16 protein-coding genes and 1 pseudogene are annotated in these 19972 nt (G+C 73.9%); 8 read left to right on the top strand and 9 right to left on the bottom strand.

What is annotated here, in order from left to right; all coding sequences use genetic code 11:
- Window positions 1-3 precede the first annotated feature (3 nt).
- Together OCT49_RS25045 and OCT49_RS25040 are read right to left on the bottom strand one after the other, a co-directional pair.
- Entirely contained in the window at window positions 4-297 is a 294-nt protein-coding gene (locus OCT49_RS25045) for an MTH1187 family thiamine-binding protein (protein ID WP_283854075.1), read from the bottom strand.
- On the bottom strand, window positions 294-644 hold the full coding sequence (locus OCT49_RS25040; protein ID WP_283854074.1) for a DUF3817 domain-containing protein: 351 nt from the start codon (window positions 642-644) through the stop codon (window positions 294-296). Before OCT49_RS25040 ends, OCT49_RS25045 begins: the two co-directional genes overlap by 4 nt.
- 339 nt (window positions 645-983) lie before the next feature.
- On the opposite strand from OCT49_RS25040, the gene OCT49_RS25035 reads away from it, so the two are divergent.
- The 4 genes from OCT49_RS25035 (at window position 984) to OCT49_RS25020 (ending at window position 3666) form a co-directional block, all read left to right on the top strand.
- Window positions 984-1616, top strand: a complete 633-nt coding sequence (locus OCT49_RS25035) for an AIM24 family protein (RefSeq protein ID WP_283855934.1) — start codon at window positions 984-986, stop codon at window positions 1614-1616.
- Window positions 1616-2266: an AIM24 family protein gene (locus OCT49_RS25030; RefSeq protein ID WP_283854073.1), complete on the top strand. Its 651-nt coding sequence runs from the start codon at window positions 1616-1618 to the stop codon at window positions 2264-2266. The genes OCT49_RS25035 and OCT49_RS25030 overlap by 1 nt, the downstream gene beginning before the upstream one ends.
- Window positions 2263-3072: an AIM24 family protein gene (locus OCT49_RS25025; protein ID WP_283854072.1), complete on the top strand. Its 810-nt coding sequence runs from the start codon at window positions 2263-2265 to the stop codon at window positions 3070-3072. Before OCT49_RS25030 ends, OCT49_RS25025 begins: the two co-directional genes overlap by 4 nt.
- Window positions 3073-3189: 117 nt before the next feature.
- Window positions 3190-3666: a MarR family winged helix-turn-helix transcriptional regulator gene (locus OCT49_RS25020; RefSeq protein WP_283854071.1), complete on the top strand. Its 477-nt coding sequence runs from the start codon at window positions 3190-3192 to the stop codon at window positions 3664-3666.
- A 115-nt stretch (window positions 3667-3781) separates the two neighbouring features.
- On the opposite strand, the gene OCT49_RS25015 is transcribed toward OCT49_RS25020, so the two are convergent.
- Together OCT49_RS25015 and OCT49_RS25010 are read right to left on the bottom strand one after the other, a co-directional pair.
- A complete protein-coding gene (locus tag OCT49_RS25015; RefSeq protein ID WP_283854070.1) occupies window positions 3782-5257 on the bottom strand; it encodes a sensor histidine kinase in 1476 nt (491 codons plus the stop codon).
- Window positions 5254-5916: a response regulator transcription factor gene (locus OCT49_RS25010; protein WP_283854069.1), complete on the bottom strand. Its 663-nt coding sequence runs from the start codon at window positions 5914-5916 to the stop codon at window positions 5254-5256. The genes OCT49_RS25015 and OCT49_RS25010 overlap by 4 nt, the downstream gene beginning before the upstream one ends.
- A 118-nt stretch (window positions 5917-6034) precedes the next feature.
- Between OCT49_RS25010 and OCT49_RS25005 the strand changes: the two genes are divergently transcribed.
- The gene (locus OCT49_RS25005; RefSeq protein ID WP_283854068.1) at window positions 6035-6622 is read left to right on the top strand and encodes a PepSY domain-containing protein; all 588 of its coding nucleotides are present in this window, start codon (window positions 6035-6037) and stop codon (window positions 6620-6622) included.
- Between the two features lie 24 nt (window positions 6623-6646).
- Here the strand turns inward: OCT49_RS25005 and OCT49_RS25000 are convergent, their stop codons facing one another.
- The 5 genes and pseudogenes from OCT49_RS25000 to OCT49_RS24980 all read right to left on the bottom strand — a co-directional run bounded on the left by OCT49_RS25000 (window position 6647) and on the right by OCT49_RS24980 (window position 14091).
- Complete coding sequence (locus OCT49_RS25000; RefSeq protein WP_283854067.1) at window positions 6647-8074, bottom strand: outer membrane protein assembly factor BamB family protein; 1428 nt, start codon at window positions 8072-8074, stop codon at window positions 6647-6649.
- A gap of 187 nt (window positions 8075-8261) precedes the next feature.
- A pseudogene (locus tag OCT49_RS24995) lies at window positions 8262-8921 on the bottom strand (serine/threonine-protein kinase); the annotation flags it as partial.
- A gap of 106 nt (window positions 8922-9027) precedes the next feature.
- Complete coding sequence (locus OCT49_RS24990; protein ID WP_283854066.1) at window positions 9028-11490, bottom strand: serine/threonine-protein kinase; 2463 nt, start codon at window positions 11488-11490, stop codon at window positions 9028-9030.
- 350 nt (window positions 11491-11840) lie between these two features.
- A complete protein-coding gene (meaB, locus tag OCT49_RS24985) occupies window positions 11841-12800 on the bottom strand; it encodes a methylmalonyl Co-A mutase-associated GTPase MeaB (RefSeq protein WP_283854065.1) in 960 nt (319 codons plus the stop codon).
- Between the two features lie 88 nt (window positions 12801-12888).
- Window positions 12889-14091: an acetyl-CoA C-acetyltransferase gene (locus OCT49_RS24980; RefSeq protein WP_283854064.1), complete on the bottom strand. Its 1203-nt coding sequence runs from the start codon at window positions 14089-14091 to the stop codon at window positions 12889-12891.
- Window positions 14092-14226: 135 nt separating this feature from the next.
- Here OCT49_RS24980 and mce point away from each other — a divergent pair, with 135 nt between their 5' ends.
- The 3 genes from mce (at window position 14227) to OCT49_RS24965 (ending at window position 19905) form a co-directional block, all read left to right on the top strand.
- The gene (mce, locus tag OCT49_RS24975; RefSeq protein ID WP_283854063.1) at window positions 14227-14655 is read left to right on the top strand and encodes a methylmalonyl-CoA epimerase; all 429 of its coding nucleotides are present in this window, start codon (window positions 14227-14229) and stop codon (window positions 14653-14655) included.
- 203 nt (window positions 14656-14858) lie between these two features.
- Window positions 14859-18782, top strand: coding sequence for a polarized growth protein Scy (gene scy / locus OCT49_RS24970; protein ID WP_283854062.1), 3924 nt, complete (start codon window positions 14859-14861; stop codon window positions 18780-18782).
- 184 nt (window positions 18783-18966) lie between these two features.
- Window positions 18967-19905, top strand: coding sequence for a coiled-coil domain-containing protein (locus tag OCT49_RS24965; protein ID WP_283854061.1), 939 nt, complete (start codon window positions 18967-18969; stop codon window positions 19903-19905).
- The last annotated feature ends 67 nt before the right edge of the window (window positions 19906-19972 follow it).

The raw sequence follows: 19972 nt of genomic DNA, 5'->3' as shown, positions 1-19972 counted from the left end.
GGTTCACTGCGCCAGGTACCGCTCGACCGTCTCGACCTTGCTGGTCAGGCCGTCGGTGACACCGGGACGGATATCGGCCTTCAGTACGAGGGAGACGCGCCCGGCACGGGCCTCGACGGCGGCGACGGCCCGCTTCACGACGTCCATGACATCGTCCCACTCGCCCTCGACCGAGGTGAACATGGCGTCCGTGCGGTTGGGCAGCCCGGACTCGCGGACGACGCGGACAGCGTCGGCGACGTACTCGCCGACGTCCTCACCGACCCCCAGCGGGCTGACCGAGAACGCGACGATCATGCGCTGACCACGCCCTCCCGGCGGGCCCGGGCGGCGATGACGCCGTCGGCCTCGTAGCGCTTGAGCAGCTTGTCGCCGTACAGGCCGCCGAACGGCAGCACCGCAAGCAGGAAGAAGAGCGCGACGCGCTTCAGCGGCCACTTGGTCTTGGCCCAGACGTCGAGCAGCAGGACGGCGTAGATCACGAAGAGCACGCCGTGCAGGATGCCGAGCGGCATCATCAGGAAGTCGATGTCCGAGACCCGGCTGAGGATCGAGCCAAAGATGATCAGGGCCGGGAAGGAGAGCGCCTCGGGAATCGAGATGAGGCGCAGCCGGTGCAGGGCGGTAGCGGTCTTGATGTCCACGGGGGCACCTTCGGTGGGAGGGTCGTGACAGCTTGTGAACGCGGGCACAAGCTCGCCCCATTGTGGCATCGGCGCGGACGGTGCCCGGCAGCGGGGGCGGTCCGGGACGGATGTGCGGTCCGGGCCTCCCCCGGCGGGGCGCGGCGGCCGGTCCGGCGGGGCGGTACCGGTCCGGCGGTGGGCCGGTCCGGCGGGGCGGGGCCGGTGTCCCGGGGCGGGACCGTCCCGATCGCGTACGGATACCGTCCCGGATGCGTATCAGGGGCCTGTCGGGGGGCCGGATCATGCCCGGGGCCCTGTCCCGGCCGGGGCCCGCCGGTTAACGTCGGGTCCGTGGCAATGTTCCGACTCCAAGGCAGCAGAACGCTCGCCGTCGACCTGGCCGGTGACGCCGTCAAGGCGAAGAACGGCTCGATGGTCGCCTACGACGGCCGGATGACGTTCAAGAAGATGACCGGTGGCGGTGACGGTCTGCGCGGGATGGTGACCCGCCGGCTGACCGGTGAACAGATGGCCGTGATGCAGGTGTCCGGCGAGGGCACCTGCTACTTCGCGGACCGGGCGAGCGAGATCACCCTCGTCCCGCTGCACAACGACAAGCTCCACGTCGAGGCGAGCAACCTGCTGTGCACCGACTCCTCGCTGCGCACCGGCACCACCTTCACCGGGCTGCGCGGCGGGGCGAGCGGCAACGGCCTGTTCACCACCACCGTCGAGGGCACCGGGCAGGTGGCGATCATGTCGGACGGCGCGGCGGTGGCACTGCGGGTCTCCGGGCAGTACCCGCTGTGCGTCGACCCCGGCGCCTACGTCGCCCACCGGGGTGATCTGCGCCAGCAGTTCCAGACGGGGGTCGGTTTCCGGACGCTGATCGGCGAGAGCTCCGGGGAGTCCTTCCAGATCCGGTTCGAGGGCGAGGGCGTCGTCTACGTCCAGCCGAGCGAGCGGAACACCCTCGGGGGCGATGTCTGATGCCGTTCCGCGAGATCAACTCGAGGATGGTCGAGGCGACGGTGGTTCCCGGCCAGAAGCTGTACAGCCAGCGCGGGGCGATGCTCGCCCACCGCGGCGAGGTGTCGTTCACCCCGAACATCCAGGGCGGCCAGGGCGGCGTGCTGTCGATGATCGGCCGGCGGGTGGCGGGCGAGGCGACCCCGCTGATGACGGTCGAGGGCGACGGCACGGTGATGTTCGGCCACGGCGGCCACCACATCCAGGTGATCGACCTGTCCGGCGACACCCTGTACGTGGAGGCCGACCGGCTGCTCGCCTTCGACGGGACGCTCCAGCAGGGCACCATGTTCATGGGGTCGCAGGGCGGCGTGATGGGCATGGTGCGCGGCCAGGTGACCGGCCAGGGGCTGTTCACCACCACCCTGAAGGGGCACGGCTCGGTCGCCGTGATGGCCCACGGCGGGGTGATCGAGCTGCCGATCGTCCCGGGCCGTTCGGTGCACGTGGACCCGCAGGCGTACGTCGCGCACCACGGCGACGTGCGCAACAAGCTCTCCACCGCGCTCGGCTGGCGCGACATGGTGGGGCGCGGCTCCGGCGAGGCGTTCCAGCTGGAGCTGAGCGGCAGCGGCGCGGTGTACGTCCAGGCCTCGGAGGAGAAGCTGTGAGCACGCCCGTGATCTTCGATCCGATGACGCTGCCGTCGGACGACAACGTCAACGCGTACACCTTCTGCGTGGAGCTCAAGGGGAGTCAGTGGTTCCTGCAGAAGGGCAAGATGATCGCCTACTACGGGCGGATCGAGTTCGACGGCGTGGGCAACGGCCGCTTCGACCGGCTGCTCCGCACGAGCTTCCACTCGCCGCTGCACGCGGGCGACTGGGTGGTGGCCGAGGGCAGCGGCAAGATGCTGCTCGCGGACCGGGCCTTCGACGTGAACTCCTACGACCTGGACGACGGGAACCTGACGATCCGGTCCGGCAACCTGCTCGCCTACCAGCCGACGCTGGCGCTGAAGCAGTCGATCGTGCCGGGCTTCCTGACCCTGATCGGCACGGGGAAGTTCGTGGCCGCCTCCAACGGTCCGGTGGTCTTCATGGAGCCGCCGCTGCGGGTCGATCCGCAGGCCCTGGTGGGCTGGGCGGACTGCCCCTCGCCGTGCCACCACTACGACCACGGCTATCTGACGGGCGTGCTCGGCGGGCTGCGGGCGCTGACCGGTATCGGGGGCACCTCGGGCGAGGAGCACCAGTTCGAGTTCGTCGGGGCGGGCACGGTGCTGCTTCAGTCGACCGAGGTCCTGATGGCCGAGCAGGCGACGGGGACGGTGCCGGGCGAGGCCGGGGTCCCCGGCGGCGGGGGTTCGGGCCGTCCCGGCGTACCGCCCCGGGCGCCCGGCGGCTCGGGTCAACCTGGCGCCTCACCCCGATTGCCCGGTCAGCTGGGGGATCTCCAGCGTCGCTTCGGTTTGTGAACGGTAGTCTGCGGAGCGTGACGTCGAACGTCTGCGCTCCCGCCCTCCTCCGGCGGGTACCGACCGTCACACCCCTCACTTCGTCCGGCTTTCAACTTCTTAGGTAGAATCCACATTATGGAGACCGAGACGGCCACCCGTTGGCTGAGCGACGCGGAGCAGTGTGCCTGGCGCACCCACCTGGAGGTCAGCAGGCTGTTGATGCACCAGCTGGAGAAGGACCTCCAGCCGTTCGGACTGACCAACAACGACTACGAGATCCTGGTCAATCTCTCGGAGTCGGAGGACCAGCGCATGCGGATGAGCGACCTCGCCGCGGCGACGCTGCAGTCCAAGAGCAGGCTCTCGCACCAGATCACCCGGATGGAGAACGCCGGGCTGGTCCGTCGGGCGAGCTGCGAGTCCGACCGGCGCGGTCTGTTCGCGGTCCTGACCGAGGACGGCGCGGAGACGATGCGGAAGGTGGCCCCGCACCACGTGGCCTCCGTCCGCAAGCACTTCATGGACCTGCTGCCGCCGGAGGCGCTGGCGAACCTGCACGCGGCGCTGACGCCGGTCGCGGAACACCTGCGCGGACGCCGCGGCAAGATCTGACCGCACGGCCCCGTACGGGGATCGCCCGTACAGGGGTCGCACGGGGCCGACGGCGGTCGGCCCCGCACGGCGGTGTGCCGGTACGTAAGTGCATCGGGGTGGCGGTACGTGGTGCTCAGCCGGCGGCCGGCAGCCGGAGCGTGAACCGGGCGCCGCCCTCCGGCGCGCCGTCCACCGTCAGCCCGCCGCCGTGCCGGACGGCGACGTCCCGGGCGATGGCCAGGCCGAGGCCCGCACCGCCGTCGTCCCGGGCCCGGGCGTCGTCGAGGCGGACGAAGCGCTCGAAGATCCGCTCGCGCTCGTCCACCGGGACCCCCGCCCCGTCGTCGGTGACCTCGACGAGCACGTCGCCCCGCTCCGCCGCCCGCACCGAGACCGTCACCGAGTCCCGTGCGTGGCGTTCGGCGTTGTCCAGCAGATTGCCGATCACCCGCGCCAACTGACCGCGCGATCCGGCCACTTCGAGGCCGCCGGAGTCCGGCACGGACACCGTCACCAGGATGCGGTCGCCGACCCGCTGGGAGACCTCCTCGCGCACCAGCGCGCCCAGGTCCAGCGTCGAGCGGCCCGGCCGCTCCCCCGCGTCCAGCCGGGCCAGCAGCAACAGATCCGCGGCCAGCGCCTGGAGCCGTACGGTGTCGGCGACCGCGCCCGGCACGTCCAGCAGCTCCGGATGGGCCGCGCCCACCTCCAACTGGGTGCGCAGGGAGGCGATCGGGCTGCGCAGCTCGTGCGAGGCGTCCGCGACGAACCGGCGCTGGCGGTCCACCGACGCCTCCAGGGCCGTCAGGGTCTCGTTGGTGGTGCGGGCCAGCCGGGCGATCTCGTCGCGCGAGTCGGGCTCCGGCACCCGGCGGCTCAGGTCCTCGGACGCGGTGATCGCGGCCATCTCGCGCCGGATGTCCTCGACCGGGCGCAGCGCCCGCCGGGTCACCAGCCAGGTCACCCCGGCGACGACGAGCAGCAGCACCGGCAGCCCGGCCAGCATCGCGCCGCGCACGGTGCCCACGGCCTCCTGCTCGGCGGCCAGCGGGGCGCCCGCGTGGACGGTCAGGGTCACCCCCCGGGACGTGGTCGCCCGGACGGACGCGAAGCGGTAGTCGGCGCTCTCGCCGTCGACGGTGGCGGTGCCGTCGGTGAAGTCCGGTTCGTCCGGGTCGACTTCGCCGCGGGCCGGGGTGCCCTCGTCGTCGTCCGCCAGGTCGTCGTCCCGGTCGTCCCCGTCGTCCCCGCTCCCGTCGCCGGAGCCGGGACCGGGGCCCTGCCCCGGGGCGGCGGACGGGACCGGCGCGACCCGGTCCGTGCCGGTCCCGGAGATCGCCTCCAGGTCCTTGGAGACGGCGACCACGCGTCCGTCCTCGTCGACCACCTGGACCGGATACTCGTCCTCGTCGCGCGTCTCCAGCCGGTCGTAGGGCACGTCGAGGGCCAGTTGGCCGGCCACCTCGCGGGCCACCACCTCGGCCCGCAGCTCCGCCTGTCCGGTGAGGTTGGCGCGCAGCACCAGGAGCACGGCGACCCCGGCGCCGATCAGCGCGAGGGCGACCACCACCGTGGCGCCCAGCGCGGCCCTGGCCCGTACCGACCTCACGGCGCCTCCAGCCGGTAGCCCGCCCCGCGCACGGTGCGGATGGCGGACGCGCCGAGCTTGCGCCGCAGCGTGCTCACGTACACCTCGACGATGTTCGGGTCGCCGTCGTAGGCGAAGTCCCAGACGTGCTCCAGGATGTCCGCCTTGCTCACCACCTGCCCGGACCGCAGCACGAGCTGTTCCAGCACCGCGAACTCCTTGGTGGTGAGGGCGATCTCGGTGCCGCCGAGGTGGACGCGGCGGGCCGCGGTGTCCATGCGCAGCGAACCGGCCCCGATCACCGGGGAGGCGCCGCGCCCGCCCCGGCGCCGCAGCAGCGCCCGGATCCTGGCCACGAGCACGACGTACGAGAACGGCTTGGTCAGGTAGTCGTCGGCCCCGGTGTCCAGGCCCTCCGCCTCGTCGTACTCCCCGTCCTTCGCCGTCAGCATCAGGATCGGCGTCTCGTGACCGGCGGCGCGCAGGGCGGCGCAGACCCGGTAGCCGTTCATCCCGGGCAGCATGATGTCGAGGACGACGAGGTCGTACACCCCCTCGGAGGCCCGGTGCAGCCCTTCGAGGCCGTCGTGCACGACGTCCACGGCGAAGCCCTCGGCGGTGAGCCCGGCGGCCAGGGACGTCGCCAGCCGCTTCTCGTCCTCCACGATCAACAGACGCATGGGCCCAGGGTCGCAAACCGAACCTGAAGACGGCTTCAGGTGGCTTCAGGCTGCGTTCAGCATCGCCCCGGCAGGGTGGTTCCCGTCGAGACCGGAGCACCCGATCGGGAGGAACCCCATGAAGCACAGGATCGTCATCGCCGCAGTCGCCGCAGCCGTGCTCGTCGGCGGCGGGGCCGCCGGCGCGGTCGCCTTCGCCGACGACGACGGCCACGACCGCGAGGTACGGAGCAGCAGCGCGACGGGCGACGCCCCCGCCCGCGTCTCCGTGCAGGACGCCGTCGCCGCCGCCCTGAAGGCCGTCCCCGGCACGGTCACCGGGGCCGAGCTGGACGACGAGGACCGCGGACCGGTCTGGGAGGTCGACGTGTACGGCTCCGACAAGGTCTGGCACGACGTGACGGTGGACGCGGGCAACGGCAAGGTGCTCGGCGAGCACACCGACGACGACGGCGACGACCGCGACCGGCACGCCCCCCGCTCGGCCGCCGTGTCGCTGGACTCGGCGACCGGCGCCGCGCTGAAGGCCGCCCCCGGGACCGTGACCTCGGTCGACCTGGACGGCGACCGCGACGGCCGGGGCGCGACGCACTGGGAGGTCGAGGTCCGGGGCGACGACGGCAAGGAGCACGAGCTGGACGTCGACGCGAGGACCGGCAAGGTCACCGCGGACCGGCCGGACGACGACGGGCACGACGACGACTGACGGGCCCCGCCCGCCGGGGGAACGTCAGGGCACCAGGCCCGACAGGACCGTCCCGTCCGCGAAGGACAGGAAGACGACGTTCCCCCGCACGACGAGCGAGACGCTCGCCGGATCGACCTCGTCGTCCCACCCGGTCATCGGGTCGCTGGTCCAGTCCGGCTCCCCCTCGGTGTCCAGGTCGATGCCGTCCAGCTTCCGCTCGCCCACGACGAAGGCCCGGTCCCCGATCAGGACCGGCGGGCCCACCATCTCCAGGCCCTTGCCGCCCTCGTAGGTCGCCCAGTACTGGCGCCCGTCGGCCACGCCGAACGCGTACGTCCGGGTCCGGCTGCCCACCACGGCCTTGCCGTCGGCCGAGAGCGCGGGCCGGTGGACGATGTCCACCCCGGCGGCGACCGTACGGCGGTTCCGCAGGTCGGCGGCGTCGATCACCGTCAGCCCGTCGGAACCGGCGCACAGCAGCAGCTTCCCCTTCAGGACCGGCATGCGGCAGGAGACGTCCCCGGCCCCGAGGGAGCCCAGCCGACTGCCGTCCGCGCCCTTCAGGACGGTGACGCCGTCCCCGGCCACGACGAGCCGGCCGTCGGAGAAGGCCAGGGCGGCCCCGTCGGCCGGGTCGTCCCACGCCTCGTCCCACTTGACCCGGTGCCCGCCGGTGAGTTCCCGGGCGACGATCCGGGTGCCTCCCGTGCCGGCGGCCTTCACGGCGTAGTAGAGGACCTTGCCGGACGGGACGGAGTCGGTCACCCGGGCGCCGTCCGGCAACGGCTCCCGCCACCGCTCGGCCCCGTCGGACAGGGCGCGCGCCACCAGGGCGCCGTCCTCGAAGGCGTACACGGTGGTGCCGACGACGGCGGCCACCGAGGCCGGGGCGGCTCCCGCCCTCCCCTGCGGGGACTGCCAGCGCCGCTCCCCGTTCGCCGCGTCCAGCGCGGTGACGCGCGGCGAGCCGCCGCAGAGCAGGGCCGTGTCCGCGAGGACGCACGTCGCCGGGCCGCCCTTGATCCGGGTCTTCCACGGCTTCCAGCCCGCCGGACGGGCGGCGAGCTCCGTGGCGGCCTTCCCAAAGTCCCCGGTGCGCCCGGCGTCCCCGCCGGGGTGGACGGCCGGGTACGCCGCGGTCCGGGCGGCGCCGGACGCGGAGGTGCTCGGCCCGCCCGCGCCCCCGGTGCCGCCCGCCCCGCCGTCGCCCCCGTCGTCGCCGTCGAGGAACCCCGGCAGCAGCACCGCGCCGAGCGCCACGCACACCACGGCGGCGGCCGCCGCGAGGCCGACGCGCAGCCCCTCCCCGCCGCCGCCCCTCGCCCGGCACGACGGGGGTGGGGGCGAGCGCCGGACCGCCCGGGGCCGGGGGGTCGGGCGGAAGCGGCGGTGCGGCGGCCGGGACCACTGCGGCCCCGGCGGCGGCACGCGCCTGCGCCGCGTACCCGGCGAGCTGTTCCCGTACCGCATCCGTCCAGGGGAACGGTCCGAACGGTCCCGCCACGCCCCCGGATCCGGCGTCCCTCGGGTCGTGGCCCTTCGGGCCGTCGTTCCCCGATCCGGCGCTCCTCGGGTCGTCCGGCAGCAGCATCCCGGCGAGCTGCCCCGGGGTCGGGCGGGCGGCGGGGTCGCTGCGCAGGCATTCCTCGATCACCGCCCGCAACCTCGGTGGCACACCGGACAGTTCGGCCTCGCCCTGCGCGATCCGGAAGATCACGGCCGCCATGTCGGAGTCGTCGAACGGGCCCCGCCCGGTCGCCGCGAAGGCGAGCACCGCGCCGAGGCAGAACACGTCGGAGGCCGGCACGAGCGCGCGCGATCCGTTGACGTGCTCGGGCGAGATGTAGCCGGGGCTGCCCACGACCACGCCGGTCCGGGTGAGCTGGGTGGCGTCGAATGCCTGGGCGATCCCGAAGTCGATCACCTTCGGCCCGTCGGCGCCGAGCAGCACGTTGCCGGGCTTGAGGTCGCGGTGCAGCACCCGCACCGCGTGCATGTCGGCGAGCGCGCGGGCCAGCCCGGCACCCATCGCGCGGACCACCGGCTCGGGCAGCGGTCCACCGCGGGTCACCGCCTCGGCCAGCGAGGGGCCGGGGACGTACTCGGTCGCCAGCCAGGGCGGCCGGCCGTTCGCGTCGCCGCCGACGAGGGCCGCGGTGTGCGCGCTGCGCACGGCGCCCGCCGCGTCGATCTCGCGGCGGAAGCGGATCCGGAAGCCCTCGTCGAGGTCGAGGTCGGCGCGGATGGTCTTCAGCGCGACCAGGCCGTCCGCTGTCCCCGTGCCGCCCGCGGGCCTGGCCAGGTACACCTCGCCCATGCCACCCGCGCCCAGCAGTCCGAGCAGTTGGTACGGGCCGATCAGCCGGGCCCGGCCGGCCGGAAGCGGCTCGATCACTGTGCGATCCCCTCGTCCGTGCGGTGGTTCACCCGGGCAGCGGCACGGAGACCGTGGTGCCGTCGTCGTACACGACGTGCACGACGACGCCGACCGGCAACAGCTGCGGGTCGTTCAGTTCCTTCTCCAGCTGGATGCCGTCGGCCATGTCGTACTCCGGCGTGGGGCTCGGGCCCGGGGCGCCCGGCAGCCGGGTTCCGGCCAGCTCGCCCAGCGTGCCGTCGGGACGGACCGGAACGGTGTACAGCATCATGCTGTCCGCCCAGACCAGAGTGTCGGCGACGATCAGAGGGTTGGAGACCGGGTTGCTCATGCCCTTCTCCGCCGCTCCGGGGAGCGGGAAACGGCCGAGGAGCCGGCCGGTTTCGCGGCCGACGACGACGAACTCGTCGGGTACGTCGGAGGCGTGTTCGCTGCTCCGGCGGAGGACCATCACCCGGTCGTCGACCACCACGGGGGTCGCATCGGCGACGAGCCCGGAGTCCAGCGGCACCTTCCCCCGCGCCGCGAGCGTCCCCGCCTCCAGCCGCAGCACGCTCGTGTCGGTGCCGAAGCCCGAATCGCTGCCGTTGGAGGTGGAGAGGGAGCAGTAGACGAACTCGCCCCGCAGCCGGAGGCCGCCGCACTCCTGGCCCGTGCCCAGCAGCGTGCCGTCCTTCGGCCGGAACGCCTTCGGCCCGTCCTCACCGGCCGCGTAGACCACGTCGTCGCCGAGGGCGACCGGCCAGTAGTTGTCCCGCTGGGCGCTGGCGAGGCCCTCCGACGCCAGCGGTTCGCGCCATTTCTCGGTGCCGGTCCTCAGGTCGTACGCGGCGAGCTGCGCGCCGTCGGGTGCCGACGTGGTGGCCGCAAAGACCAGGCCGTCCAGCACCATCGGGGCACTGGCCAGCCCGTGCGCGCCGCCGCCCCGGGTCTCCCAGCGCACCGCCCCGGTCCTGGCGTCCAGCGACCGCAACTGGCCGCCCGCGGCGAGCAGGACGGAGTCGTCGTGCACGGTGGGGTGGGTGGCACTGGCCGGCATGAAGAACTGGCCGGTGGGCCCCCAGCCCGCGCTCCGGGACGTCTGCCCGGTGTCGAACGTCCACAGCTGGTGGCCGTCGGCCGCCGACAGTCCCTCGTACGTCCCGTCGACGAGCCGGCAGGCGATCACGTCGCGGCCCGCGGAACAGCCGATCGGCTTGCCGGAGAACTTCCCCTTCCAGGACTTCTTCCACCCCGCCGGGCGGACGTCACGGCCGTACGGGACGGTGCCCGAGGCGTCCGGGCCGCCGTTCTCGCCCACGCCCGCCACGATCCGGGGCCCCTCGGCCCGGCCGCCGCCCCGGGACGAACCACCGCCGGGGGCCGCCTCGTTGGGCGTGTTGTTCCTGTCCCGCCAGGCCAGGACGCCCCCGGTGGCCGCGCCCAGCACGATCAGCGCGGCCAGCGCGACGGCCAGGGTGCACCGGGAGCGGCGCGGGGGCGGGGCGGGGAGGCCGGGGCCCTGGGTGGGCGCGGTGTGCAGGCCGGGGGTGAAGTCCGCGCCCCGGGTGGGCAGTTGCTGGGGTGCGGGGCCGCTTCCGGCGGCCACCTCGGTCGGGGTGTATCCCGGTAGCAGCGGGCCGCCCAGGGCCACGACCCGGGCCAGTTCGCGCTCGTGCTCGGCGATCTGCCGCGTCACCTCCTGCGGCCACCGGCCGGCGGCGCCGGGGTCGAGCAGTTCCGCGAGCGCGGCGGCGTCCGGCCGCTCGGCCGGGTCGGCCGCCAGGCAGCGTTCCAGTACGGCCCGCAGCGCGTCCGGAACGCCGTCGAGGTCGGTCTCGACGTACTTGACCCGGTAGAGCACGGCGGCGACCGGGCCGTCCCCGAAGGGCTCGCGCCCCGTGACGGCGAAGCAGAGCAGGGAGGCGAGGCAGAAGACGTCGGACGCGGCCACGACGCGTCCGCTGCCCGCCACGTGCTCCGGGGACATGTAGGAGGGGCTGCCGACCATGCGGCTGGTGGTGGTGAGCGCGGTCGCACCGGCGTCCCGGGCGATCCCGAAGTCGATGAGGCGCGGCCCGTCCGCCGCGAGCATCACGTTGCCGGGCTTCACGTCGCGGTGGACGATCCCTGCCCCGTGGACGGCGGCCAGCGCGCGGGCCAGCCCGGCGCCGAGCATCCGCACCTCGGCCTCGGCCAGGGCGCCGGCCCCGCGGACGGCGGCGGACAGGGTGGGCCCCGCCACGTACTCGGTGGCGAGCCAGGGCACTTCGGCGTCGGCGTCCCCGTCGAGCAGCGGGGCGAGATGGGGGTCGGCGACGGACCGGGCGACGCCGATCTCGCGGCGGAAGCGGGTGCGGAAGCCGGGGTTCTGGGCCACGTCGCGGCGGACCGTCTTGACGGCGACGGGCCCGCCGCCGTCGTCCCGGACGCCGAGGAAGACCTCCCCCATGCCGCCCGCGCCGAGCCGGGCCCGTATCCCGTACGGCCCGATCCGTTCCGGCGAGTCCTCCCGCAGCGGACCCAGCATGCGCCACTCCCCCCGTCGCAGGCATGAACCAGCGGACACTTCCTGCACGTATCCGGCGGCCATCCTGCCACGGCCATGTCACCGGTCACAGCGGCGTGCACCGGGGGACGCCCTCCGCCCCACGCACGACCGGCGCACGACCGGCAATCGCCCGGGAATCGCACCGGGCACACCGGTCCGCGCCGTCACACGGAACGGTCCCGGTCGCGGCCCGCACGCCGCGACCGGGACCGTCCGCCCGGTTCGCCTCCGGGTTCGCTCACCGGTCCGCGTCCGGTTCCGCGTCCCGGACCACCCCCGGATCCGCACCCAGGTCCGCGTCCCGGCTCACCTCGGGACTCACGTCCCGCTCACGCCCCGCCGGTGAGTCCCGCCACCAGTTCGTCCGCCGCCGCGTACGGGTCGAGGTCCCCCGCCACGATCCGCTCGGCGAGCGCGCCGATGTGGCGGTCGCCGTGCAGGTCGCCGATGCGCTCGCGCAACCGGGTGACGGCGATCGTCTCGACCTCGCGGGCCGCACGGGCCGTGCGCCGCTCGGCGAGCACCCCGTGCTCCTCCATCCACGCCCGGTGCTTCTCCAGCGCCTCGACGACCTCGTCGATGCCCTCGCCCCGGGCGGCGACCGTCTTCACGATCGGCGGCCGCCAGCCGCCGGGACCACGCGCCTCGCCGAGGCCCAGCATGTGGTTGAGCTCGCGCGCGGTGGCGTCCGCGCCGTCCCGGTCGGCCTTGTTGACCACGTACACGTCGCCGATCTCCAGGATTCCGGCCTTCGCCGCCTGGATGCCGTCGCCCATGCCGGGCGCCAGCAGGACGACGGAGGTGTCGGCCTGGGAGGCGATCTCCACCTCCGACTGGCCGACGCCGACCGTCTCCACCAGGATCACGTCGCAGCCCGCCGCGTCCAGCACCCGGATCGCCTGCGGCGCCGACCAGGCGAGGCCGCCCAGATGGCCGCGGGTGGCCATGGAGCGGATGTAGACGCCCGGGTCGGAGGCGTGCTCCGACATCCGGACCCGGTCGCCGAGGAGCGCCCCGCCGGAGAACGGCGAAGACGGGTCGACGGCCAGGACGCCGACCCGGCGGCCGGCCCGCCGGTACGCCGCGACGAGCGCCGACGTCGACGTCGACTTGCCGACACCGGGCGAACCGGTCAGCCCGACGACGTACGCGTTGCCGGTCAGCGGCGCCAAGGCCGCCATCACCTCGCGCAGCTGCGGCGACGCCCCCTCGACCAGGGAGATCAGCCGGGCCACGGCCCGCGGCCGGCCCGCGCGTGCCTGCTCGACCAGGGTGGGGACGTCCACCATCACCGCTCCGTTCACTCGCTGCGTGCTGCGTGCTCTACGTGTACCGCGTCCTGCTCGCCCGGAGTACCGGCGGGGCGCCGCCGGGGTGCTACTTGCCCGGGACCCGGATGATCAGCGCGTCGCCCTGACCGCCGCCGCCGCACAGCGCCGCCGCGCCGGTGCCGCCGCCGCGCCGCTTCAGCTCCAGCGCCAGGTGCAGCACCAGACGGGCGCCGGACATGCCGATCGGGTGACCGAGCGCGATGGCGCCGCCGTTGACGTTCACCTTGTCCGGGGTGACGCCCAGGTCCTTCATGGACTGGACGGCGACGGCGGCGAACGCCTCGTTGATCTCGATCAGGTCGAGGTCCTCGACCCGGATGCCCGCCTTCTTCACGGCGTGCGCGATCGCGTTGGACGGCTGCGACTGGAGCGAGTTGTCCGGGCCCGCCACGTTGCCGTGCGCGCCGATCTCGGCGATCCAGTCCAGGCCCAGCTCCTCGGCCCTGGCCCGGCTCATCACGACGACCGCGGCCGCGCCGTCGGAGATCTGCGAGGAGGTGCCCGCGGTGATCGTGCCGTCCTTGGCGAACGCGGGGCGCAGCTTGCCGAGGGACTCGGCGGTGGTCTCCGGGCGGATGCCCTCGTCCTTGGCGAAGAGGACCGGCTCGCCCTTGCGCTGCGGGATCTCGACCGGGGTGATCTCGGCCTCGAAGATGCCGTTCTTCTGGGCGGCGGCGGCGCGCTGGTGGGAGAGCGCGCCGATCTCGTCCTGCTCGGCGCGGGTCAGGCCCAGGCGGGTGTTGTGCTTCTCGGTGGACTCGCCCATCGCGATGTTCTCGAAGGCGTCGGTCAGACCGTCGTGCGCCATCGCGTCGAGCATCTCGATCGCGCCGTACTTGTGGCCCTCGCGGGACTTCGGGAGCAGGTGCGGGGCGTTCGTCATGGACTCCTGGCCGCCGGCGACGACGACGTCGAACTCCCCGGCGCGGATCAGCTGGTCGGCGAGCGCGATCGCGTCGAGGCCGGACAGGCACACCTTGTTGACGGTGAGCGCGGGGACGTTCATCGGGATGCCCGCCTTGACCGCGGCCTGGCGGGCCGGGATCTGGCCCGCGCCCGCCTGGAGCACCTGGCCCATGATCACGTACTCGACCTGGTCGCCGCCGATGCCGGCCCGGTCCAGCGCGGCCTTGATGGCGATGCCGCCCAGGTCGGCCCCGGAGAAGCTCTTCAGCGAGCCGAGCAGCCGGCCCATGGGCGTACGCGCGCCCGCGACGATCACTGAGGTGTTACCGGTCGTTCCAGACATGAGGCGCAGCCCCTTGGGATGAGAAGTGAACGAGGGTTTACTCGAATGTACTGAGCGGTACCGCGCCCGTCATCCGGCAGCGGGTGTGACGGCGCGCACGTTGCGTAACCATCCGTGCGGGGTTGCACTGGTGGCATGCTGACGCGAATCGACCACATCGGGATCGCCTGTTTCAACCTCGACGAGACCGTCGAGTTCTACCGCTCGACCTACGGCTTCGAGGTGTACCACTCCGAGGTCAACGAGGAGCAGGGCGTGCGCGAGGCCATGCTCAGGATCAACGGTACGTCGGACGGCGGCGCCTCCTACCTCCAGCTCCTGGAGCCGACCCGGGAGGACTCCGCCGTGGGCAAATGGCTGGCCAAGAACGGGGAAGGGGTCCACCACATCGCCTTCGGCACGGCGGACGTCGACGCCGACGCGGCGGACATCCGGGAGAAGGGCGTCAGGGTGCTGTACGACGAGCCCAGGAAGGGCTCCATGGGGTCCAGGATCACCTTCCTGCACCCCAAGGACTGCCACGGCGTACTCACCGAACTGGTCACCTCCGCAGCGGAGCACTGACCTCCGGATACCCGGCCCGGTAGAGTGGGCGGTTCCGGGCCGGGGCCGGATCGGGGCCGCGCCGCGTCCCCAGCCGTTGATCTGTCACCATTCCCCGGGAGACCGTTCTCCGGCGGACGGTACTCGCCGGAGAGTTGCGACCAGGGTTGGGGTCTCCCCTGCTCGAACAAAGTTGAGAGCTCGGGGAAGGATGGGACCGCGCAGTGCGGGGCTACGAACGCCAGGAGAGCCACCGGGCTGAAGACGACCATCTCTCGCGGTTCGAGGCCGAGATGGACCGGCTGAAGACCGACCGGGAGAAGGCCGTCCAGCACGCCGAGGACCTCGGTTACCAGGTCGAGGTCTTGCGCGCCAAGCTGCACGAGGCTCGGCGCAATCTCGCGACCCGTCCCGCCTACGACAGCGCGGACCTGGGCTATCAGGCCGATCAGTTGCTCCGTAACGCCCAGATCCAGGCGGAGCAGCTGCGGACCGACGCCGAACGGGAGTTGCGGGAGGCCCGCGCGCAGACGCAGCGCATCCTGCAGGAGCACGCCGAGCACCAGGCGCGGCTCCAGGCCGAGCTGCACAACGAGGCGGTGCAGCGGCGTCAGCAGCTCGACCAGGAGCTGGCGGAGCGCCGCCGGACCGTCGAGTCCCACGTCAACGAGAACGTCGCCTGGGCCGAGCAGCTCCGGGCCCGGACGGAGTCCCAGGCCCGCCGACTGCTGGAGGAGTCGCGGGCCGAGGCCGAGCAGGCCCTGGCGGCCGCGCGCGCCGAGGCCGAGCGGGTGGCGGAGGAGACCCGGCAGCGGCTCGGCTCCGAGGCGGAGTCGGCCCGTGCCGAGGCCGAGGCGCTCCTGCTGCGCGCCCGCAAGGACGCCGAGCGGATGCTGAACGCGGCCTCCAGCCAGGCGCAGGAGGCCACCAGTCACGCCGAGCGGCTGCGTACGACCACGGCGGCCGAGACCGAGCAGGCCCGCCAGCAGACCGTCGAGCTGAACCGGGCCGCCGAGCAGCGCCTGCAGGAGGCCGAGACCCAGCTGCGCGAGGCCCGGCTGGCGGCCGAGAAGGTGACCGCCGAGGCGAAGGAGGCCGCGGCCAAGCGGCTGGCCTCCGCCGAGTCGGAGAACGAGCAGCGCACCCGTACGGCCAGGTCCGAGATCGCGCGGCTGGTCGGCGAGGCCACCAAGGAGGCCGAGGTCCTGAAGGCGGAGGCCGAGCAGGCCCTCGCCGACGCGCGGGCCGAGGCGGACCGGCTGAAGTCCGAGGCGACCGAGAAGGCCCGCACGGCCGCCGCCGAGGACGCCGCGGCCCAGCTCGCCAAGGCCGCCAGGGCCGCCGAGGAGGTGCTGTCCAAGGCGTCCGAGGACGCGAGGTCCACCACCAGGTCGGCCACCGAGGAGGCCGAGCGGATCCGCCGCGAGGCGGAGGCCGAGGCGGACCGGCTGCGCGGCGAGGCCGCCGAGCAGGCCGATCAGCTCAAGGGCGCGGCCAAGGACGACACCAAGGAGTACCGCGCCAAGACGGTCGAGCTGCAGGAGGAGGCGCGCAGGCTGCGCGGCGAGGCCGAGCAGCTGCGTTCCGAGGCGGTCGCCGAGGGCGAGCGGATCCGGGGCGAGGCGCGCCGGGAGGCCGTCCAGCAGCTGGAGGAGGGCGCGAAGACCGCCGAGGAGCTGCTCGCCAAGGCGAAGGCGGACGCGGAGGAGCTGCGCGGTACCGCGAGCACCGAGAGCGAGCGGGTCCGCACCGAGGCGGCCGAGCGCGCCGCCGCGCTGCGCAAGCAGGCCGAGGAGGCGCTGGAGCGCGCCCGTGCCGAGGCCGAGCAGCTGCGTGCCGACGCCGAGGAGCAGGCCGGTTCGACCACCGGGGCGGCCGAGCGGGCCGCGGCGGAGCTGCGCGAGGAGACCGAGCGCGCGGTCGCGGCCCGGCAGGCGGAGGCGGCCGAGGAGCTGTCCCGGCTGCACACGGAGGCCGAGACCAGGGTCACCGCCGCCGAGCAGGAGCTGACGGACGCGCGCGCCGAGGCGGAGCGCATCCGGCGCGAGACGAACGAGGAGACCGAGCGGCTGCGCACGGAGGCCGCCGAGCGGCTGCGGGCGCTGCGGGAGCGGGCGGAGACCGAGGCGGAGCGGCTGCGCGACGAGGCCGCGGCGGACGCCTCGCAGGCGCGGGCCGAGGGCGAGTCGGTGGCCGTGCGGCTGCGCACGGAGGCCGCCGCCGAGGCGGAGCGGCTCAAGTCGGAGGCGCAGGAGAGCGCCGACCGGCTGCGTTCCGAGGCCGCCGCCGCCGCGGAGCGGGTGGGTACGGAGGCCGCCGAGGCGCTGGCCGCCGCCCAGGAGGAGGCCAACCGGCGCCGCCGGGAGTCGGAGGAGACCCTCGAGGCGGCGCGCACCGAGGCGAGCCAGGAGCGCGAGCGGGCCCGCGAGCAGAGCGAGGAGCTCCTCGCCTCCGCCCGCAAGCGGGTCGAGGAGGCCCAGGCCGAGGCCCAGCGGCTGGTCGAGGAGGCGGACGGCCGGGCGACCGAGCTGGTCTCCGCGGCCGAGCAGACCGCCCAGCAGGTGCGGGACTCGGTCAGCGGGCTCCAGGAGCAGGCCGAGGCGGAGATCGCCGGGCTGCGCTCGGCCGCCGAGCACGCCGCGGAGCGCACGAGGACCGAGGCGCAGGAGGAGGCGGACCGGGTCCGCACCGACGCGTACGCGGAGCGGGAGCGGGCCGGCGAGGACGCGGCGCGGGCCCGTCAGGAGGCGCAGGAGGCGGCCGAGGCCGCGAAGGAGCTGGCCGAGCGGACCGTCGCCGACGCGACCGCCGAGGCGGAGCGGCTGCGCTCGGACACCGCGGAGTACGTCCAGCGGATGCGCACCGAGGCGTCCGACGCGCTGGCCTCGGCGGAGCAGGACGCGGCGCGCAGCCGTGCCGAGGCGCGCGAGGACGCCAACCGGATGCGTTCGGAGGCCGCGACCCAGGCCGACCGGCTGGTGGGCGAGGCGACGGACGAGGCCGAGCGGATCCGCACGGAGTCGACGCAGCAGGCCACCACGCTGGTCGAGGAATCGACGCAGCAGGCGACCGCACTGGTCGAGGAGGCCACCCAGCGGGCCACCACCCTGGTCGAGGAAGCCACGCAGCAGGCCACCGAGCTGGTCGAGGAGGCCACGCAGCAGGCGGCCCGGGTGACGGGCGAGGCCGCGGACGAGGCCGAGCGGCTGCGGGCCGAGGCGGCGGCCGCCGTCGGGGCGGCGCAGGAGCACGCGGCCCGTACCCGCGAGGAGTCCGAGCGGGTGCGTGCGGAGGCCGAGGCGGCGGCCGAGCAGATGCGCGCGGAGGCCCGTCAGGAGGCGGACCGGCTGCTCGACGAGGCGCGGGAGGCCGCGGCCAAGCGCCGGGCCGACGCGGCGGAGCAGGCCGACCAGCTCATCGACAAGGCCCGGGAGGAGGCGCTGCGCACCGCCACCGAGGCCGAGAAGCAGGCCGACACGATGGTCGGCGCGGCCCGCAAGGAGGCCACGCGGATCGCCTCGGAGGCGACCGTCGAGGGCAATTCCCTGGTGGAGCGGGCCCGTACGGACGCGGACGAGCTGCTGGTCGGTGCGCGCCGGGACGCCACGGCGATCCGGGAGCGGGCCGAGGAGCTGCGGGCCCGGATCGAGGGCGAGATCGAGGAGCTGCACGACCGGGCCCGGCGGGAGACCGCCGAGCAGATGAAGACGGCGGGCGAGCGCGTCGACAACCTGATGAAGGCGGCGACCGAGCAGCGCGACGAGGCGGAGGCCAAGGCCAAGGAGCTGCTGGCGGACGCCAACTCGGAGGCGAGCAAGGTCCGGATCGCGGCGGTGAAGCGGGCCGAGTCGCTGCTGAAGGAGGCCGAGCAGAAGAAGGCCACGGTGGTCCGCGAGGCCGAGAAGCTGCGGGCCGACGCCGAGGCCGAGGCGAAGCGCATGGTGGACGAGGGACAGCGCGAACTCGATCTGCTGGTGCGGCGCCGCGCGGACATCAACACCGAGATCTCCCGTGTCCAGGACGTGTTGGAGGCACTGGAGTCCTTCGAGACGCCGACGGGCGGCAAGGGCGGGGGCGGCTCCTCGGGCGGTGTCAAAGCCGGGGCCTCCGCGGGCACCCGATCGGGTGGCAAGTCGTCCGAGGGGTAGTCGCCTTGCCGTGTCCCATGCTTCGTCAGGAACGTTCCGCCCTCCGAGTGGCAAGAGTTGCGGGGGTCAGCCACTCAAAAGGAGGGTCATTCTCCAGATCAAAAGGGCATCCACTCGATGACACGCCGTCCGGGCCCCTAGGATTCCCTCTAACACCTCACCGGTCTCATTCGACAGGAACCCCATGAGCGACCCTTCCTCCCCCTTCGGCTTCGAGCTCGTGCGACGTGGATACGACCGCGGTCAGGTGGATGACCGCATTACCAAGCTCGTCGCCGACCGTGATAGTGCTCTCGCCCGCATCACGTCCCTGGAAAAGCGCATCGAGGAGCTCCACCTCGAAACCCAGAACGCCCAGGCCCAGGTGAACGACGCGGAGCCGTCGTACGCCGGTCTCGGCGCGCGCGTGGAGAAGATCCTCCGCCTGGCCGAGGAGGAGGCGAAGGACCTGCGCGAGGAGGCCCGTCGCGCCGCCGAGCAGCACCGCGAGCTGGCCGAGTCGGCCGCCCAGCAGGTGCGCAACGACGCCGAGGCGTTCGCCGCCGAGCGCAAGGCGAAGGCCGAGGACGAGGGTGTCCGCATCATCGAGAAGGCCAAGGGGGAGGCCGGCTCGCTGCGCACGGACGCCCAGAAGGACGCCGCGCAGAAGCGCGAGGAGGCCGACGCCCTCTTCGAGGAGACCCGTGCCAAGGCCGCCCAGGCCGCCGCGGACTTCGAGACCAACCTGGCCAAGCGCCGCGACCAGTCGGAGCGCGACCTCGCGTCCCGTCAGGCCAAGGCCGAGAAGCGCCTCGCCGAGATCGAGCACCGCGCCGAGCAGCTCCGCCTGGAGGCCGAGAAGCTCCGTACGGACGCCGAGCGCCGGGCCCGTCAGACGGTGGAGACCGCGCAGCGCCAGTCCGAGGACATCGTGGCCGACGCGAACGCGAAGGCCGACCGGATCCGCAGCGAATCGGAGCGCGAGCTGGCGGCGCTCACCAACCGCCGCGACTCGATCAACGCCCAGCTCACCAACGTCCGCGAGATGCTGGCGACGCTGACCGGCGCCGCGGTGGCCGCCGCCGGCTCCCCCGCCGACGACGAGCCGGTCACCCGTGGGGTCCCGGCCCAGCAGACCCACTGACCCGGACACCCCGGCGGCAGGTCCGCATGCGCGGGTGAGGGCGTCGAAGATCCCGGCCGGTCCTCGG

It is taken from the genome of Streptomyces sp. ML-6 (assembly GCF_030116705.1).
Lineage (GTDB): Bacteria > Actinomycetota > Actinomycetes > Streptomycetales > Streptomycetaceae > Streptomyces.
Note: the sequence above shows the minus strand (reverse complement) of the source record. Positions and strands in the feature narration are given on the sequence as shown.

What these genes read in the sequence shown, in the direction of transcription:
- OCT49_RS25045 (WP_283854075.1), bottom strand. Translation starts at nt 297, where the DNA reads ATGATCGTCGCGTTCTCGGTCAGCCCGCTGGGGGTCGGTGAGGACGTC.
- OCT49_RS25035 (WP_283855934.1), top strand. Translation starts at nt 984, where the DNA reads ATGTTCCGACTCCAAGGCAGCAGAACGCTCGCCGTCGACCTGGCCGGT.
- OCT49_RS25030 (WP_283854073.1), top strand. Translation starts at nt 1,616, where the DNA reads ATGCCGTTCCGCGAGATCAACTCGAGGATGGTCGAGGCGACGGTGGTT.
- OCT49_RS25020 (WP_283854071.1), top strand. Translation starts at nt 3,190, where the DNA reads ATGGAGACCGAGACGGCCACCCGTTGGCTGAGCGACGCGGAGCAGTGT.
- OCT49_RS25010 (WP_283854069.1), bottom strand. Translation starts at nt 5,916, where the DNA reads ATGCGTCTGTTGATCGTGGAGGACGAGAAGCGGCTGGCGACGTCCCTG.
- OCT49_RS25005 (WP_283854068.1), top strand. Translation starts at nt 6,035, where the DNA reads ATGAAGCACAGGATCGTCATCGCCGCAGTCGCCGCAGCCGTGCTCGTC.
- OCT49_RS25000 (WP_283854067.1), bottom strand. Translation starts at nt 8,074, where the DNA reads ATGCGGTACGGGAACAGCTCGCCGGGTACGCGGCGCAGGCGCGTGCCG.
- OCT49_RS24990 (WP_283854066.1), bottom strand. Translation starts at nt 11,490, where the DNA reads ATGCTGGGTCCGCTGCGGGAGGACTCGCCGGAACGGATCGGGCCGTAC.
- meaB (WP_283854065.1), bottom strand. Translation starts at nt 12,800, where the DNA reads ATGGTGGACGTCCCCACCCTGGTCGAGCAGGCACGCGCGGGCCGGCCG.
- OCT49_RS24980 (WP_283854064.1), bottom strand. Translation starts at nt 14,091, where the DNA reads ATGTCTGGAACGACCGGTAACACCTCAGTGATCGTCGCGGGCGCGCGT.
- mce (WP_283854063.1), top strand. Translation starts at nt 14,227, where the DNA reads ATGCTGACGCGAATCGACCACATCGGGATCGCCTGTTTCAACCTCGAC.
- OCT49_RS24965 (WP_283854061.1), top strand. Translation starts at nt 18,967, where the DNA reads ATGAGCGACCCTTCCTCCCCCTTCGGCTTCGAGCTCGTGCGACGTGGA.